The 17,195-nt window shown below is 57.0% G+C and carries 11 protein-coding genes and 1 pseudogene; 6 read left to right on the top strand and 6 right to left on the bottom strand.

Going from position 1 to position 17,195, the window contains the following annotated elements; genetic code table 11:
• Positions 1-5: 5 nt before the first annotated feature.
• The 6 genes from ACTPOE_RS16135 (at position 6) to ACTPOE_RS16160 (ending at position 8,692) form a co-directional block, all read left to right on the top strand.
• Positions 6-1,697 (top strand): site-specific DNA-methyltransferase, encoded by a 1,692-nt coding sequence (locus ACTPOE_RS16135; protein WP_458873243.1) that lies wholly within the window; start codon positions 6-8, stop codon positions 1,695-1,697.
• Positions 1,697-2,770: a virulence RhuM family protein gene (locus ACTPOE_RS16140; protein ID WP_458873244.1), complete on the top strand. Its 1,074-nt coding sequence runs from the start codon at positions 1,697-1,699 to the stop codon at positions 2,768-2,770. Before ACTPOE_RS16135 ends, ACTPOE_RS16140 begins: the two co-directional genes overlap by 1 nt.
• Positions 2,767-5,190, top strand: coding sequence for a DEAD/DEAH box helicase (locus tag ACTPOE_RS16145; protein WP_458873245.1), 2,424 nt, complete (start codon positions 2,767-2,769; stop codon positions 5,188-5,190). The genes ACTPOE_RS16140 and ACTPOE_RS16145 overlap by 4 nt, the downstream gene beginning before the upstream one ends.
• A 44-nt stretch (positions 5,191-5,234) precedes the next feature.
• A protein-coding gene (locus ACTPOE_RS16150; RefSeq protein WP_458869997.1) for an IS3 family transposase occupies positions 5,235-6,421 on the top strand; the annotation gives its coding sequence in 2 pieces (ribosomal slippage) (positions 5,235-5,499 and positions 5,499-6,421; 1,188 coding nt in all).
• Positions 6,422-6,467: 46 nt separating this feature from the next.
• Positions 6,468-6,827, top strand: coding sequence for a hypothetical protein (locus tag ACTPOE_RS16155; RefSeq protein WP_458873246.1), 360 nt, complete (start codon positions 6,468-6,470; stop codon positions 6,825-6,827).
• Between the two features lie 161 nt (positions 6,828-6,988).
• A complete protein-coding gene (locus ACTPOE_RS16160; RefSeq protein WP_458870344.1) occupies positions 6,989-8,692 on the top strand; it encodes an IS1634 family transposase in 1,704 nt (567 codons plus the stop codon).
• Between the two features lie 357 nt (positions 8,693-9,049).
• On the opposite strand, the gene ACTPOE_RS16165 is transcribed toward ACTPOE_RS16160, so the two are convergent.
• The 6 genes and pseudogenes from ACTPOE_RS16165 to ACTPOE_RS16190 all read right to left on the bottom strand — a co-directional run bounded on the left by ACTPOE_RS16165 (position 9,050) and on the right by ACTPOE_RS16190 (position 17,187).
• Positions 9,050-9,529: a hypothetical protein gene (locus ACTPOE_RS16165; protein WP_458873247.1), complete on the bottom strand. Its 480-nt coding sequence runs from the start codon at positions 9,527-9,529 to the stop codon at positions 9,050-9,052.
• A gap of 41 nt (positions 9,530-9,570) precedes the next feature.
• Complete coding sequence (locus ACTPOE_RS16170) at positions 9,571-12,210, bottom strand: phospholipase D-like domain-containing anti-phage protein (protein WP_458873248.1); 2,640 nt, start codon at positions 12,208-12,210, stop codon at positions 9,571-9,573.
• 43 nt (positions 12,211-12,253) lie between these two features.
• Positions 12,254-13,812, bottom strand: a pseudogene (locus tag ACTPOE_RS16175) (IS3 family transposase).
• 155 nt (positions 13,813-13,967) lie between these two features.
• Positions 13,968-15,374: a hypothetical protein gene (locus ACTPOE_RS16180; protein ID WP_458873249.1), complete on the bottom strand. Its 1,407-nt coding sequence runs from the start codon at positions 15,372-15,374 to the stop codon at positions 13,968-13,970.
• Positions 15,371-16,765 (bottom strand): ParA family protein, encoded by a 1,395-nt coding sequence (locus ACTPOE_RS16185; protein WP_458873250.1) that lies wholly within the window; start codon positions 16,763-16,765, stop codon positions 15,371-15,373. Before ACTPOE_RS16185 ends, ACTPOE_RS16180 begins: the two co-directional genes overlap by 4 nt.
• Positions 16,762-17,187 (bottom strand): hypothetical protein, encoded by a 426-nt coding sequence (locus ACTPOE_RS16190; RefSeq protein ID WP_458873251.1) that lies wholly within the window; start codon positions 17,185-17,187, stop codon positions 16,762-16,764. The genes ACTPOE_RS16185 and ACTPOE_RS16190 overlap by 4 nt, the downstream gene beginning before the upstream one ends.
• Between the last annotated feature and the right edge of the window lie 8 nt (positions 17,188-17,195).

Below are 17,195 nucleotides of genomic sequence, written 5' to 3' on the forward strand. Positions count from 1 at the left end.
GAAATATGGCCAATAAGCAAAAACTAGAACTTACCTGGATTGGGAAGGAGAAACGTCCCAAGCTGGAGCCGCGCATTCTGCTTGAATACCCAGAGAAGTCTTATTACGCCAAGCAGCGCGTTTCGGATAGCGACGTCTTTGATAATAGGCTGATTTTCGGGGACAACCTGCTGGCGTTGAAGTCGCTGGAGCAGGAGTTTTCGGGAAAGGTGAAGTGTGTGCTTATCGATCCACCTTACAACACAGGGAGTGCCTTCACGCACTACGACGATGGGCTGGAGCATTCGATCTGGCTGGGATTGATGCGAGATCGGCTGGAGATCATCAGGCGGCTATTGTCGGACGACGGTTCGTTGTGGATCACGATTGATGACAATGAATGCCATTACCTCAAGGTGATTTGCGACGAGGTTTTTGGTCGTACAAATTTCATTGCGTCGTTAGCTTGGCAAAAAAAATATGCTGTAAAAAGTGATTCTGAATTTTTTTCAGAATCCCATGACTACATCCTGGTCTACTCAAAAAATAGATCTGGATTTAATCTCGGGAGGTTTTCGCGCACAGAAACGCAAGATGCTCGTTATAAAAATCCTGATAGCGACCCGCGAGGGAACTGGACTTCTGGTCCGTTGCAACGCAATGAGGCTCGAGACTACGCCATTTTTCCAATCATTTCTCCGACAGGGAAGGAGCACTGGCCACCGAAGGGAACTAGCTGGAGATTTACAAAAGAAAAGATAGATGAGCTAATTTCTGAGAATAGAATTTGGTTCGGTGAACACGGCAACAATGTTCCTCGGCTCAAAAGATTCCTCGCAGACGTGTCCGATACGATTCCTGCTACCACTTGGTGGGACTACCAGAATTTTGGGCACAACGATGAGGCTAAGAGAGAAGCAAAAGCGCTCATTGACGATGCAGACGTTTTTGCAACCCCAAAGCCAGAGCGTTTAATTGCGAAGATAATCGAACTTGCGACTAAGCCTAATGATTTCGTCCTAGACTCCTTCGCCGGTTCCGGCACCACCGGCGCGGTCGCCCACAAAATGGGTCGCCGCTGGATCATGGTCGAACTGGGCGAGCATTGCCACACCCACATCATTCCGCGCCTGAAGAAGGTCATCGACGGCGAAGACCCAGGCGGCATCACCAAGGCGGTGGACTGGCAAGGCGGCGGCGGCTTCCGTTACTACCGTCTCGCTCCCAGCCTGATCGTGGAGGATCGCTGGGGCAATCCAGTTATCAACCCGGAGTACAACGCCGCGCAATTGGCCGAGGCGCTGTGCAAGCTGGAAGGTTTTACCTATGCACCGTCAGAAACCCGCTGGTGGCAGCAGGGGCATTCCAGTGAACGGGACTTTCTCTACGTCACGACGCAGAACCTGTCTGCCGCCCAGTTGCAGGCCTTGTCGGATGAAGTGGGCACGGAGCAAAGCCTGCTGGTGTGCTGCTCGGCCTTCCACGGCATCAGCGCGGCAGCGGCCACTGCGCGCTGGCCGAACCTGACGCTGAAGAAGATTCCGAAGATGGTTCTGGCCCGTTGCGAGTGGGGCCATGACGACTACAGCCTGAATGTGGCGAACTTGCCGTTGGCCGAGCCGCCACCACCAGCACCTGCTGCGAAGACGACCAAGGCTGTCAGAAAATCCAGCGATAGTCGGACGACGGACCTGTTTGGCGACGGGGAGGACGCCTGATGACGAAGAAGAAACAGGCAACGTCCCTCGTTCGCTCTTCCGCGGCTGAATATTTGACCTTTATTGCGGCTACGGGTGACCAACCGCAGTCCGTGGAAATGCGCTATGAAGATGAAAACATCTGGCTGACGCAGAAGATGATGGCAGCGCTTTACGACGTCACTGTACCTGCCATCAATCAGCATCTGAAGCGCGTGTTCGATGACGGTGAGTTAATGCCGGAGGCAGTTATTAAGGATTACTTAATAACTGCCTCCGATGGAAAGAATTACCGCGCCAAGCATTACAACCTCCAGGCCATCATCGCCGTTGGCTTCAAGATTAACAACGAGCGTGCGGTGCAGTTCCGCAAGTGGGCAGGGCAAATCGTCAAGGGCTACACTATCCAGGGTTGGGCCATGGACGTGGATCGCCTGAAGAAGGGCCACATGTTCACGGATGAGTATTTCGATCGTCAGTTGGAATACATCCGTGAAATTCGCCTGTCGGAACGCAAGTTCTACCAGAAGATCACGGATCTGTACGCGACTGCCTTCGATTACGATAGAGACGCACAGACCACACGGGCATTTTTCGCGCTGGTACAGAACAAGTTGCACTGGGCAGTGCATCGTCACACTGCCGCAGAACTGATCGTTGCACGTGCCAACGCAGACAAGACAAATATGGGGCTGACACACTGGGAAACCGCACCTCATGGAAAGATCGTCAAGTCGGATGTTTCGGTGGCCAAGAACTACCTGAATACGCAGGAGCTGGATTATCTGGAACGGATCGTGTCGGTTTATCTGGACTTTGCGGAGCTACAAGCGATTCGAAAAATCCCCATGTCCATGCAGGACTGGGCCAGACGACTGGATGGTTTCCTGGAATTCAATGGCAACGAGATATTGACCGGACCGGGAAAGATTTCGCATGAACAGGCGAAATTACATGCCGAGAGCGAATTCGAGAAATACCGCATCGTGCAGGACAGGTTGTTCGAGAGCGATTTCGACCGGATGTTGAAGCAGCTTGAGGTTGATCACCCCAGCCAGGGCAGCGACCAGAGCAAGAATGAGGGGAAAGCATGAGTTCGCGTGCTCAGAACCACGTCACTGGCCGCTTGTCGCTGCGGCCTCCACAAGCCGAATCCCTGGCGCGGTTGGTACGCGCTCTGGAAGCCGCACCTGAAATGCTGGGCAAGGACAGAGACGTTGCCTCAATTTTGACGACCCTGAAAGCCGAGTTTCCGACGCTGGAAGACTTCGAGCGGGACTTTCCCTCGCTGTGCTTCGCCTTGGCCACCGGAGTCGGCAAGACGCGCTTGATGGGGGCTTTTGTCGTCTACCTGCATCTGGCACATGGCATCAACAATTTCTTCGTGCTGGCCCCGAACCTCACCATCTACAACAAGCTGATTGCCGATTTCACGCCGAACACCCCCAAGTACGTGTTCAAGGGCATCGGGGAGTTCGCCATCAACGCGCCCAGGGTCATCACCGGCGACAACTACGACCAGCAGAACCTCGCGGGTGGCGAGTTGTTCGGCGAGGTGCGGATCAACATCTTCAATATCTCCAAGATCAATTCCGAGGTGCGCGGCGGCAAGGAGCCACGCATCAAGCGCATGCGCGAGGTGCTGGGCGAAAGCTACTTCAACCATCTGGCCAATCTGCCGGACCTGGTGTTGTTGATGGACGAATCGCATCGCTATCGTGCCCAGGCCGGTATGCGGGCAATCAACGAACTGAATCCGCTGTTCGGGTTGGAGGTGACGGCCACGCCCTTTGTGGAATCCGCCAAGGCCCCCATACCGTTCAAAAACGTGGTGATGGACTATCCCTTGGCACGCGCCATGGAAGATGGCTTCGTCAAAGAGCCGGCCGCCGCCACCCAGCGCAACTTCAAGGCCAGTAATCATACGGCGGAAGAAATCGAGAGGATCAAGCTGGAAGATGGCGTTCGCCTGCACGAAGCCACCAAAGTCGAGCTATTGACTTATGCTCGCGAGAACGGCGTCAAGATTGTCAAACCCTTCATCCTGGTGATCGCACGCGATACGACGCACGCCGGGCAGTTGAAGGCGCTGATTGAAGAGCAGTTGTTCGGTGGGCGTTATCTTGGCAAGGTCATCCAGGTGGACTCCAGCCGCACTGGTGCCGAGGAAGAGAAGATGATCGAGGCGTTACTGAATGTGGAGAACCCGGAGGAACCCACGGAGATCGTCATCCACGTCAACATGCTCAAGGAAGGCTGGGACGTCACCAACCTCTACACCATCGTGCCGCTGCGTGCCGCCAATGCACGCACGCTGATTGAGCAATCCATCGGGCGTGGCCTGCGCCTGCCTTATGGCAAGCGTACGGGTGTGGCTGCGGTGGATCGCCTCAACATCGTGGCGCACGACAAGTTTCAGGAGATCATCGACGAGGCCAACCGTGGCGATTCGCCGATCCGCCTCAAGCAGGTGATCCTGGAAGCGCCCAGTAGCGAGGACAAAAAGGTCAGCGTTCAAGTGCTGCCCAATCTGCTGACCCGCCTGGGACTGCAGGATGAACATGCGCCACATGTCCCGCCTGCGTTGGCAACGGTGGATGCCGGTACTGGGGTTGGTGGCGAACAAGCCAAGGCACAGATTCAGCCGGTCTTTTCGACCGAAGCAGAATTCAAGGCTGCCCATGTCGTTCGGGAAGTCCTCGCCACTTATGAGGTGAAGCGCGACTTGGCGCCGACCAGCGCGGCATTGCTGAAGCCGGAAATCCAGCAAGAGATTCTGGCAGAAGTGGAAAAGCGTCTGAAACCCCAACAGAGGCAATTGCTGCAAGGAGCCGACGACCAAGCGCCAGCGCTGGATCTGTCCGCTGTCGTGGCCAAGACCACTGAAATTCTGGTTCAGCAGATCATCGACATTCCGCGTATCGCCGTTGTGCCTACCGGCGAAGTCACCACAGGCTTTCATCCGTTCCGCCTGGGGGCCTTGCCCAACTTCCAGCCAGGGCAGCGCGAAATCGTCGGCCAGACATTGCGTACCAGCGAACAATTCACCCTGAGCCGTGAAAGTGGCCTGCGGGAAAACCGCTTTGAAGATTACATCGTCAAGAAGCTGATCGACTTCGACGACATCGACTACTTCACTCAGGCCAACTTGCTCTACGACCTCGCCGGACAAGCCGTCGAGCATTACCAGCAGCAGAACTATTCGGACAGTGAACTGCACGAGATTTTCGATACCTACGGCAAGGAGCTCGCCCGCCTGATTCGCGCCCAGATGATGGAACATTTCTGGGAAAAAGCCGCGGGCTACGAGGTTCAGGTCAGCAGAGGCTTCACCGAGCTGAAGCCATGCAACTACACCGCTACGGAGGCGCAGGCTGCACATAACCTGAGGGAAACCGTTACGGAAACCAGCCGCATCAAACAGATGCTGTTCGGTGGGTTCACCCGTTGCCTGTACCCCCTGCAGAAGTTCGACTCGGACACCGAACGGCGTTTTGAGCTTGCCCCTGAATGACGAAGTCCTTAGTTCCAGTTAAATTGGAACTCAAGGAGTAAGAAATGACAGATTTGAGAAGGCGTGCGAAGTACACGCAGGAGTTCAAGCAAGAGAGTGTGCGTCAGGTGCTGGCGGGATCGTCAATCCGTGCCGTGGCCGATTCGCTGGGGATTCCGAAGGCAAGTTTAGGCAACTGGGTACGTCAACACGAGCTCGGGGATCTAGGCCCAGGGCCCACGAAAGCGACAGCGCCAGTCTCGGTGGAACAGATGGAGATTGCCCGTCTGAAAGCTGAGAATGCCCAGCTTCGGATGGAGCGTGACATTGCAAAAAAAGCCGCGGCGTACTTTGCGCTGGACACGCTGCAAAGTACGCCTGGATTCAAAAAATGAAAGGTCGCTGGCCGATTCGTGCGATGTGCAGGGTGTTGTGTGTCAGCGAAAGCGGCTACTACGGCTGGCAGCGTTCTGGACGTGTCTCGGCAGGTACTCGCTTGCCCGATGAACGGGTACTGGCTCACATTTGCGTCATCCACCGTGAGGTGAAGGCAGAGTACGGCTGGCCGAGGATCTATCGGGAGCTTCGGCGACGTGGGCTGAAGGTAGGAAAGGAGCGGGTTCGGTTGCTGATGAAAGCCCACGGAATACGCGCTCGCGTCAAACGCAAATATGTTGTGACGACCGACAGCAGGCATGCCTTGCCAGTAGCCCCAAATCTGGTGAAGCGGCAATTCAATCCGCCGCAACCGGACCGGATCTGGTGCGGCGACATCACGTATTTGCGTACGGACCAAGGGTGGTTGTACTTGGCGGCCGTGATCGACCTGTTCAGCCGTAAGATCGTTGGCTGGAGCCTGAAGCCGCACATGCAGACCAGCTTGGTCAAGGATGCCCTGGAGATGGCCTATTTGCGCCGCCGACCGGCACCGGGACTGATCTTCCACAGCGACAGGGGCGCCCAGTATTGCAGCCATGACTTCCAGCAGGCGCTGCGCACCTGGAAGATCCATCCGTCGATGAGCAGGAAGGGAGACTGTTGGGATAATGCGCCAACAGAGAGCCTCTGGGCGCGTTTGAAGGCCGCTTGCTTTGATGGCCGAAAGTTTGCTTCCCACCGCGCAGCCAGAGTTGCCGTGATGGACTGGATTACGTTCTACAACCACCGGCGACTGCATTCGGCACTGGGCTACACCAGTCCAATGGAATACGAAAAAATCTGGCACGCGAATCACTATAAAATCGCTGCCTGAACCCCGAACTAAGGACTACGAAAAACGGGGGCAATATCATTTTGCCTTGCTGCTGGAACGTGACGCCCTCAAATGGTTCAAGCCCGCCAAGGGCCAGTTCCAGATCTATTACAAGCTGGGCAGCGAACAGCCGGAATACATTCCCGACTTCGTGGCCGAGCTGGATGGAATGATCCTGATGGTCGAAACCAAAGCACGCGTCGATCTGGCTTCCGCTGAAGTCCAGGCCAAAAGCGCTGCCGCCTCTCGTTGGTGTCGGCACGCCAGTGAACATGCGGCTGAAGTCGGCGGCAAGCCCTGGCGCTACCTCGTGGTTCCTCACGACGAAGTCACCGAAGACAAGCGGCTGTCCGACTATCTGCAGTATGAGGTCATGGACGCTGCGGAAGGAGGCAGTTCGGCCTGAGCTCAAGCCTCGGCCGCCTGAGTTCGACAGTTTGACCCCTGCTTTTTGATCGAAACGCAGTAACGACGCGGCTTTCACAGAATTACAACGATAATTTTGTAATGGCACGTTATCATAATTGCGCATTGACTATACTGTGTATATGTGATTATAGTAATGGCATGTTTATCAAAGTCACCAAGTCAGGCCCCCGCCGCTATGTGCAGCTCGTGGAGGCCTACCGCGACGACGCTGGGTGCCCCAAGCAGCGCACTGTGGCGACACTTGGCCGTTTGGACCAGATGGGTGATTCCATCAAGTCCCTGCACGAAGGCCTGGCGCGCATCCTGGGCATAGAGCCTTCACCAGCGCTTGATGATGGCACCGCCCGCTTCGATTCTTCACGAGCCATCGGGGACCTTTGGGCACTGACTCAGATCTGGAAGCAGCTGGGCCTGGATCGCCTGCGTCAGGTGCTGCGCCAGCGCACCCGCCACAAAATCGACCTGGAGGCGCTACTGCGCGTCATGGTCTTTAATCGCCTGAGCGATGCCGATTCAAAGCTTGGGACCCTGCGCTGGCTACAGACCGTCAGCTTTCCCGATACCGATCTGGCATCGGTTGAGCACCAGCAATTGCTGCGCACCATGGACGCGATGGTGGAGCACCAGGCCGTCATCGATCAGGCGCTGGTCGCAGCCGTCAAACCCTTGGTAAGTGAAGAATTGTCGGTGGTCTTCTACGACATGACCACGATTCGTGCCGAAGGGCTCTCTGAGCAAACGGATGACATTCGCCAGTTTGGCAAGTCCAAGGAAGGCATCATTGCCCGTCAGTTCATGCTGGGGCTGGTGCAAACCGCTGAAGGCATCCCGCTCTATCACGAGATCTTTGAAGGCAATACGGCCGAAGTGGGGACGCTGAAGGCCTCGCTGCAAAAGGTCATGGATCGCTTCCCGGTGCGCCGGGTAATCGCCGTCGCCGATCGAGGGCTGCTGTCGATTGACAACCTCGCAGACTTGCAAGCCATGCGCCTGCCCAATGGCCAGCCGTTGGAATTCATTCTGGCGGTCCCCGGCCGACGGTACAACGAGTTTGCCGAGCTGCTCGAACCGATCAACCAAGCGGCTATCGAGAGCGACAGCCCCGAGATCGTGGGCGAACAGGCGTGGCAAGGGCTGCGGTTGGTTGTTGCCCATGATCGGTACCGGGCTGCCGAACAAACGGCCCAGCGCGATCAGAAAATTGCAGCGCTCGAAGCCCAGGCCGCCCAGTGGGTCGGCAAACTGGACGCCCAGGATGCTGGGGTACGCGGCAAAGGCCGCAAGCTCTCCGATGGTGGCGCGCGCGCCCGGTTCTATCACGCGGTCTGCGAAGCGCATCTCGCACGCATCATCCGGGTAGACCTTAAAAGTGAGCTCTTCACCTACCAGGTCAATGAAAAGGCGCTGGCCCTGGCACGCGCCATGGATGGCAAGCTGCTACTGATCACCAACGTCTGCGATCTGGCGCCAGCCGATGTGATTAGCCGCTACAAATCCCTGGCCGACATCGAGCGGGGCTTCAAGGTGCTCAAGTCCGAAATTGAGATCGGACCCGTCTACCACCGACGCCCCGATCGCATCCGGGCACACGCCATGATCTGCTTTATTGCCTTGGTGTTGCAACGGGTCATACGCATGCGGCTGCGCGAACAGCCCGTGGCCGACGTGGTCTCGCCCGAGCGCGCCTTGTCGATTCTGCGTCGCATCCAGACCCACCGGGTCGTGCTGCCGGGCGGCAAATCCATCACGGGCATCTCGACGATCGATGCCGAACAGGCGGCCATCCTGAAGAGCCTGCAGGTTGGAAAGCTCACAGCAACTGAGGCCTTCGTTAATCTGTAATGGAGCGTTTTTAAGGCGCTTCTTTATAAATCAATGAGTTGCGGTTCTAACTGTCGAACTCGGGGGATCACGAAGGGACGACCGGAAAGGGGCGGGCACGCAAGCCGCAGCCCGAAGGAGAACGAAGAGAAACGAAGGGACCGGGTGAGTACCCGGCAACGCGCACCCCTTGCAGAAAGGAGTGCAGTGATACAGTCGGCGTTTTAGGCGGCGAGATCAGGGCAATGGCTGCCTGCGCCGTGGAGATGGACTGCGGATACCGGCCGCGCGGCTGAGCGCCGCTACCGGACGGAGGACGGTCTGAATAACGGGGATGCTCGGCTCAACATCCTATTGATCAGGCACACGACTTTCGCATCATCCAAAAGCACCCATCAAAAATGAAATAAATGCTATCAAGATACCAAGCAGGCCAGAGAACGCATATACCCATGAACGGAAATTTTCCAACCGTTCTTTTCGCGCTATCGCTATTTCATGTAAAAGCCGATTTTTTCCTTCCTGGGTAAATACTCTGATGCCAGGCTCTTCGAAGAGCACCACCATCTCGTCGCTACATTTATCCGGAAGGGAAACCCCATACTTAATGCAAAGTCGTTCTATATGCCTGGTTTCATGATAGGAAACATTAACATCAAGTACATATAGACCGTCATATTGATCCTGCGCCTCCGTTTCATCGCGAGGCGGGCGCTGTCGGCTCAAATTCCTGTTTTCGAGATGCCATACTGATCGTGCTACGCGATAAGACCACCACGAAGAAATCTCGTCGATTATTCCATAAAAGGCACTCAAAAAGACTTGTCGGAACTGCCTGAAAATCTCGAACTTAGGCACTCATTACCCCATGAAACACACAGTTTGCGCACTGCATCTCTTCACCCCCACGCCGCACTCATCAGCGTAGCCAGGTCCCGGCGGGACAGCACATCGGTGAATTCTCGCCAGTCTTTTTCAGGTGGAATCATGGTGCCTGTGTACCGCAAATCAAAGCCCGTGGCGTTTTTCTGTGCGTTGATATACTCATCTAGCCGCTCCCCCAGGGTCTCGATATCCTCGATCCATTCATCGCGGATGGTATCCGGCAGAGCCCCAAACAGGTTATAACGGTCTTTCATGCGCTCTGACAGACGCCCGTAAATCTTTTCATCCACGGTCTGTTCAAACACCAGATTCAGCATGTCCACGGTTTTTCGGGTTTGACCGAAGCGCTTGATTCGGCCGATCCTTTGTTCCAGCTTTGTCGGATTCCAAGGCAGATCCACATTGATCAGGGTGCCCAAGGTCTGCAGATTCAGGCCTTCGCAGGCGGCGTCAGTCGCCACCATGATGCGAATCTGATGCTCGGCCACCATTCGCTTGAGCGTTTCCCGCTTAGCGCTGACGCTATCACCCCCCTGGTAGAGACGGCTACGCCCGGCCCCGGCGTATAGGCCAATGACCTCATCGGGGTACCGGGCAGCCAGGGCATCAGACAGCCATTTGGCGGTGTCGTAATACTGGCTGAAAACGATGACACCCAGTTCTCGCCACCCTTCTGCATCCAGGAAGTGGACAACCGCCTGCATCTTGGGATCACCGTCCAGGCGTTCCAGTCGGGCGATCAACGCACCCAGCACCTCGTGCTCCTCCTGGGTTTTAAGCTGGACATCTTCTTCCTGCTCGTCCTCCTCATCGTGCACGGACTCACCCTGCACCAGGCGCCGGGCTGTCGAAAGCCCGGCATAGATACTGGAACAGATCCGCTGTTCCAGCATGTTTTTCATGAAGCCGCTGCCTCGGCCACGCTTGGCCAGCACCTGACCGAAAGCACGGGCACCATCATAGGCAGCACGAAAATCTTCTGAGGTTCGCAATGCCTTGCCTTCAAATAGAACATCAAAGGTACGCGGCTGTTTGACCAACACCCGGTCGGGATACACGGCAACTCCAACCGGGGTCAACAACGGCTGCCCCGATGCATCCCGGGCCTGTTCCAGCTGCTGGCGCTTGCGCAATACGACATGGCGAACGATGGGGTTCTCACGCTGAAACAGGCTGGCTCCGGAAACCAGTCGGTCCAGTTCCTCTTCCAGGATTTCACAGGTATCTTCGCTGAGATCAGCCAAAGCACGATGGGTCTGCCATTCTCCGTTCTGCAGTCCCAAATCCTCACGGATCGCAGAAAACAGACGCCGTGCACGAGATTCATTGGTGGACTCAGTACGCGGCAGCGGTGAACGCAGCAAGCTCCAGGCATGATCCAAAGACTGTACCCGCGAACTCCCCGCTAGAATGCCCAGCACCTCTTCTGGGCGATGCCAGGGTGCCATATCATGCCCCAGCACAAAATGCCCCTGACCCTGGTGCAATATCCCCAGCAAATCCCATAAATCACGTGGGTCTGTCTGAATAGGCGTCGCCGTACCCAGCAGCACATGATCTGCACGGGCAGCAATTTCGCGCATAAAAGCCAGCAGCGCATTCGGTGTTCCTGCATCCCTGCTGAACCCTTGGCGGCTTCTGGCCTTGTGCGCCTCATCCAGAATGACGACGCCAAAGCGCATGCCCAGCAGGTGCTGTTTTTCCAGAGAATCGCGCATCATCAGGCCAGTGGACACGATGCCGATACGCAGTGGGCAATGCACGATCTGCTCACGTCCTGCGGCAGAAATCACCCGTTCATCCGCATCCAGCCAAGCCTTCCCCACGGTATCCCAGCGGGCGGTGGGAATACCCAGCTTATCCAGCATCTCGGTCTGCCACTGCTCGGTCAGGGTGGCCGGTGCAAAGATGACAACCGGCCGCTTGGGGCCTTGTTCTTTGTCGGCCAGCAGGCACAGCGTCAAAGCGGCCGTCGCCAAAGATAAGGTCTTGCCCAGGCCGACCTCATCAGCCAGCAGCAGACGCACCACGCCATACAGCCGCTGATGCCGCAGGCATTCCGTCAGAAACCCCTGTTGCCACGGCTGCAGTTGCTGGCCCTCGCGGTACAGTGGGGACTCCACCAAGGCAGCTGGCGCCAGCGCCTCATCGTCATCGACCTCCGTGAACTCGATCTCGCGTCGGTAGCTGCGCCGGTGAACCTCACGGATAACAGCCTGCGGCAAGGGCTTGGCGGCATTCCAAAGGAAATCGAACTCTGCCTCGATCCAGGCCACTCCTTCGGGGGACTCGTCCTCCCAGAGAATTTCATAGTGGCGCTGCCAGCCGTTGCGCGTCTCGTTCATCGAGCCGATAAAGCCCAGCCGTCGGCCATCAGCCAGGGTGATCACGCCGGCCTTGCCGTGCACAAACCCGCACACCTCATCCGGGGCAATGCGTACCGCCTGCCCGTGGCGGGCTAGGAAGGCATCCAGACGCCGGTAACGCTCGCGGTTCAGCAGGGCTTCGGCTTCCAGGCTGCGCTCGTTCCAACGGCCCAGGATCTTGCTCTCTCGGAACTGGGCAACCTTCAGATCATCCGGGTGGATATCCACGTTGCAGACGATCTTGACCTCGGGGATCTGTTCCAGCACCTCGCCCGAGACTTCAAACAAGGAACGGTGATTGTCAACCTATCTGTCGCATTTTCTGAGTGACTCAAGCCGCCCGCTTGAGGTCTGAATTTCGCTTGGCACAGGACGCGTGACCCTTCTGCGGGTTGAGGAAGACCTCGTCGACTCTTGTCCAGTTGCGGGTCCTGCCGCTCCAGCGCTCCGGGTGCTTTTCGCGGGCCGCCCGATAGAGGGCATGGCGCCGTTCGAGCAGGCCGCGATCGCGCCCACAGTGACGCTGCTCAGGCGTCACGAAGCCGATAGCGCTGTGCCGGTGCTCGGTGTTGTACCAGCGCACGAACTCACCGACCCAGGCCCGGGCAGCCAGCAGACCGGTGAAGGGCTTGCGAGGGTAGCGGGGGCGGTACTTCAGAGTCCTGAACAAGGACTCTGAGTACGGGTTGTCATTGCTCACCGCTGGCCTGCTGAACGATGGCGCCACACCCAGCTCCCGTAGTGTCGCCAGCATGGTGGCGCCCTTCATCGGGGAGCCATTGTCGCTGTGTAACACCACCTGCCCTGGGAGGATGCCCTCGCGGCGGCAGATATCGCGCATCAGCTCACTGGCACGGGCGCTGTCCTCGGTGTCATAGACCTGCCAGCCCACGATGTGACGGCTGAACAGGTCAAGAAACAGGTACAGGTAGTAGTACTGGCCCCGCACGGTGGCGGGCAGATAGGTGATGTCCCAGCTGAAGAGCTGCCCTGGCGCAGTAGCCGTCAGCGCCCGAGGCCGATGCACCGGGCCAGGCGTGCGATCAGGCGTGCGATGCACCAGTTGCCCGGCGGTACGCATCAGCCTGTAGATCGTCGATTCACTGGCCAGATAGACCCCCGTATCCGCCAGGCGTGGCACGATCTGAGAAGCGGGCAGGTGGCCGTACTCGCTGCTGTTGACCACCCGCAGGATGCGATCACGCTCGGCATCGCTCAGGCGGTTGCAGGGCCGCTGTACCCGCGTGGGGCGCCCATCGCCTTGCTCCGGGGCCCGCCGCCAACGTTGCAGTGTGCGTGCGCTCAGATTGATTGCTTCACAGGCGCGTGCCTGTCGAGCACCAGCCGTGACCGCCTCAGTAATCAATGCCATGATCTGTCGGCGCTGTGTCAGTGAGGTCATTTGTCCTCGTCCTCCCACAGCGCCTGGTATTTTTTTTGCAGTACCAGCAGGGCTGCCGCCTCCGATAACGCCTTGTCCTTGCGGGCCAAATCACGGCGCACGCCAACCAGTTCCTCTTTGAGCCGACGCAGCTCCTGGATATCGGCTGCGGGCTTGTTCCCCGACTGTTCGAGCTCATGCTTCCAGGCCGTGAGCTGATGGGCGAAGATGCCCCGTTCCCGGCACCAGGCGTTGCGCGCCTCTTCGGCCAGAGAATGGGTCTCAAGCAGGGCCTGCAGCCGCTGTGCGGATGTCCACCGACTGGCGGGGGCCTCTTCTGAGGATTGCCTGCGCAAATGAGCCATCTTCGGATTGCGAATCCAGTTCTTCAGCGTATGGACCGACATGTTCAACTCCTGGGCCATGTCAGCCACCGTGCGCGTGCCGCGCTGCAGGGTCTTGCGGATCGCCTCCTCTTTGAAGGCCGTGCTGTAGGTCGTCAAATTCATCTAATCGTTCCAAATCCGATGCGACAACTAGTCTGACACAGGGGGGGAACTGGTGAAATAACCCGCAATGCGCTTGTAGCTCTTGGCACCGGCCAGGTGCGGCATCAGAAAGCTGGCATCCAGACGATGCGTACGCGAGGAGAAACGCCGGATGCTCATGCCGTTGAACTTCGAGGCTTGACGCCACCCCTGCGGCCCAAACCAAAGCCCACACGATACAAATCCGGCATATCCATGCGCCCGTCCCTCTTGACTTCCAGCAGACCGAGGCGCTGCAAGTCTTCGCGGATCCCCTCCCAGCCACGATCAAGATGCTGAGCGGGCAATTGTCCCGGATTTATACTTGGCCTACCTTGAGGAAAACACTCTTCCCATTTTGCCCTTACCATTTCAAACTCAACCGGCACATTCATCCCTTCCAGCACTGACAACACCTCAGGCACCCAGGCGTAATCTTCAGCAATTTCTTGCACTCGGATCTCAGATGCCTTCTGGATTCCTCGCTTGATGCTCTCGTAGTGCAAGGCATAGCCATGCTCATCATATCTTCCGTTGGAGTCCTCCACCGCCTGCCGAATCGCTGCCAAAAATGATCTCGGCGAGGTCCGTCCACGTCCATCCGCAAGATGCCCTACAGACCAGGTATAAGGCACCCCCCGGCGTTTATCGCGTCCCATCCAAGGACCTGCAAGCCTTTCAAAAGCGGTTTTCTGAGCATCAGATTCACGCTTCATCTCAGGTAACAAATGCCATATTTGATTTTGCAGACCGGTATGACCACAGAGATCGCGTAAGACCTGGCCACCAACCCCCGGCGCATTGATCAGGCGCTGCCAAAGTAGACCATGCAGATCGTGTCTCGCCCAACTGAGTTCAGCCTTGGTCGCTGTCAGCTTCGAAGCATCTGGAAAGGCAAATACAGTCCGTTCGGCCTGATCTTCTCGCAGAAACACCTTGGCATACAAGCCAGGAAACGCCTTCAACCATAAAGCCGTGCGCAACAGGCCTCGGACAATGGCATCCATCTTCGACCAGTCATCACTGGTACGATCCAGTGCATCAAAAACGATCAGCCCTTTCCAGCTACGTGCCTGCTGCATCAAACGCGCGGCAGACTCGGGATTATTCTTCAACCAATTGACCGTATCCGGCCAAGTGTCATCGGGTATCTTGGCCCCAGCCCGGCCCGCGACCCAGCGCAAGACCACGGAACGCCACAAATCAAAAGGATCGTCGTCGTTTGCCAAAACCCTCGAAAACGTATCCGCATTTGGGTAATTTTCAATCGCAGGCTTTTCGGAAAACCCGGTAAAAACTTCTATGCCCTTCAGTTCTGAGGCATTGGCACTCAACTGCTCCCGCAAAGCGGGTGACTGCAAGGCAGCCGTCCAGAACGATTTACCGACACCACGGCCACCGACGACAATATGTGCATCCAGCCTAAGCGCCTTGAGATGTGAAAGCGGCAAATACAGTGTGCCTTCCTCTGGCGTTTCACCGTGGTTGCTGGTCTCCAGCGACGCCGCCAGGATGGCTGACCGGATTTCCTGCACCGTTGTCATGACAATTGCCTCGTAATATCCACCACATGGGCAACCCCATCAAGTAGCGGGCCAAATAGGGATTGAACTTCTGGCTGGTCAATGACCGCCAGGCGGCCCTGCAACGACTGCAAGCCCGCAAAGCTGCGATGCCATTTTACGGCCCAGGGGTAATGGGGTGCTCCTTCATCCGCCACGTCAAAGCTCCAGCCCTCACTAAGCCCTCCCACTTGCCATGTCCCATCAAGCTTACGGCCTACCCCCAGTTTCACAGGCTTGAGTTCATCATATAACGTACTGATGAATACATCATGCGCGTGCTCACGCAGGCTAGCCAGATAATCAAGCGGGCCCAATTCAGGCACCAAGGCTCCCACGACCTGCAAACGCTCACGAATATGTTCAGCCACCCCGGCCCGCTGCCATTGCTCAAACAACATGCGGTAGCCTGTCCAGGTCTGCTGGCCTTCCAATGCAAACAACAAGATCAGATTAGCACCCAGCTCGGTGACGCAGGCCGAGGCAATTTCATCAATCCCGGACCGTGAGTCGATCAGCACCACATCAGGCTGGATTTTTTCTTCCAGCTTAACCAGCAAGCGATTCAGCCGCATCGACCACGATTCTCGACGACCATCCGCATGCACCTTCGGCATCCAGACACGCCCCAGTTTCGCAATATATTCCCCATAGGCCGCGCCATGCGCAGGCACAACATGAATCTCACCGTCATGCGACAAATCACTTTTAGCCACCAATGCGTCCAGGACAGCATCGCCATTGTCGACGAGGTCTTCAACCAACCAATCCGTGATGCCATAAGTTGGCTGGCCGTCGGCAGACAGCAAGGCCGATGACAGCCCCGGGGATTCCAGATCAAGATCCAGCACCAGCACCCGCTTGCCCGATTGGGCCAGCTGCCAGGCTGTGGCAGCCAATGCAGTCGATCGGCCCACACCGCCTTTGATCGAGTAAAAAACAATGCGGGGGGCTCCGGTCGTTTCTGGTTCGATATGCGCCCAGTCTGTCTCGGTTGCCAAACGGTCCAGCATCCAGACGTTGGAAAACCGGCCCAAGGGATAGCGGCTTGCCCCCTGGCACGCCAGATCCAGGTCATGCTCATACAGCACCTGAACAGGTTCAGGATAGGCGTGTGGACCAAGGCGCGACAGCAACTGCGAGGCAAGATGCTCCCACATGCCGCGCAGGGCATCATCTTGACGGCAAGACTCCGGCAAAATGAGCCGGACACGACCATTCAGATCACGATTGACCAGCAGCCAGCTTCCATCATGCCCCAGCAAATCAGAAAGCGAACCATGATGCCCCTTGAGCCAGTCCTGGACTGACTCCAGGATGCGGTCAAAGGTTACGACAGGCTCGGGAACCAAGTGGAAAATCCCTCGTGTCATGCCAGCCATCCTTCCCGTTGTGCTTTTTTGACCAGATCAATGACCAGCGATGCGCCCTTCTGGTGACCCTGTACGAAATCCTGGGAAAATCCGGACTGATGGGCATAGCGATCTGACGCACGCCAGTCAGCAAAGGGCTCCGTGCCTGCGGCTGACAACACATAGCCCGTCCCTCGCGCCGAACCACTACGATAAACTTCGAATCGGGTCCAGATCAGGTTGATGTGTTCACGATCCTTTCGCTCATCGGGGCGATCTTTCAATATATCAAAAGGCATTCCAAATTCAAGCATCAAGCTCTTCAAGCCGCATTCTGCTGCCATCCCATACAGATGGTCAGCATTCGCCAGGCGTCCTGCCTGGAACAGGCGCTCGGCATCTTCCCAATGTCGCAGATGCGCATCCAAAAAATCTGCTTTCATGATCTTCC

The sequence above is a fragment of the Castellaniella sp. WN genome (genome assembly GCF_054457555.1).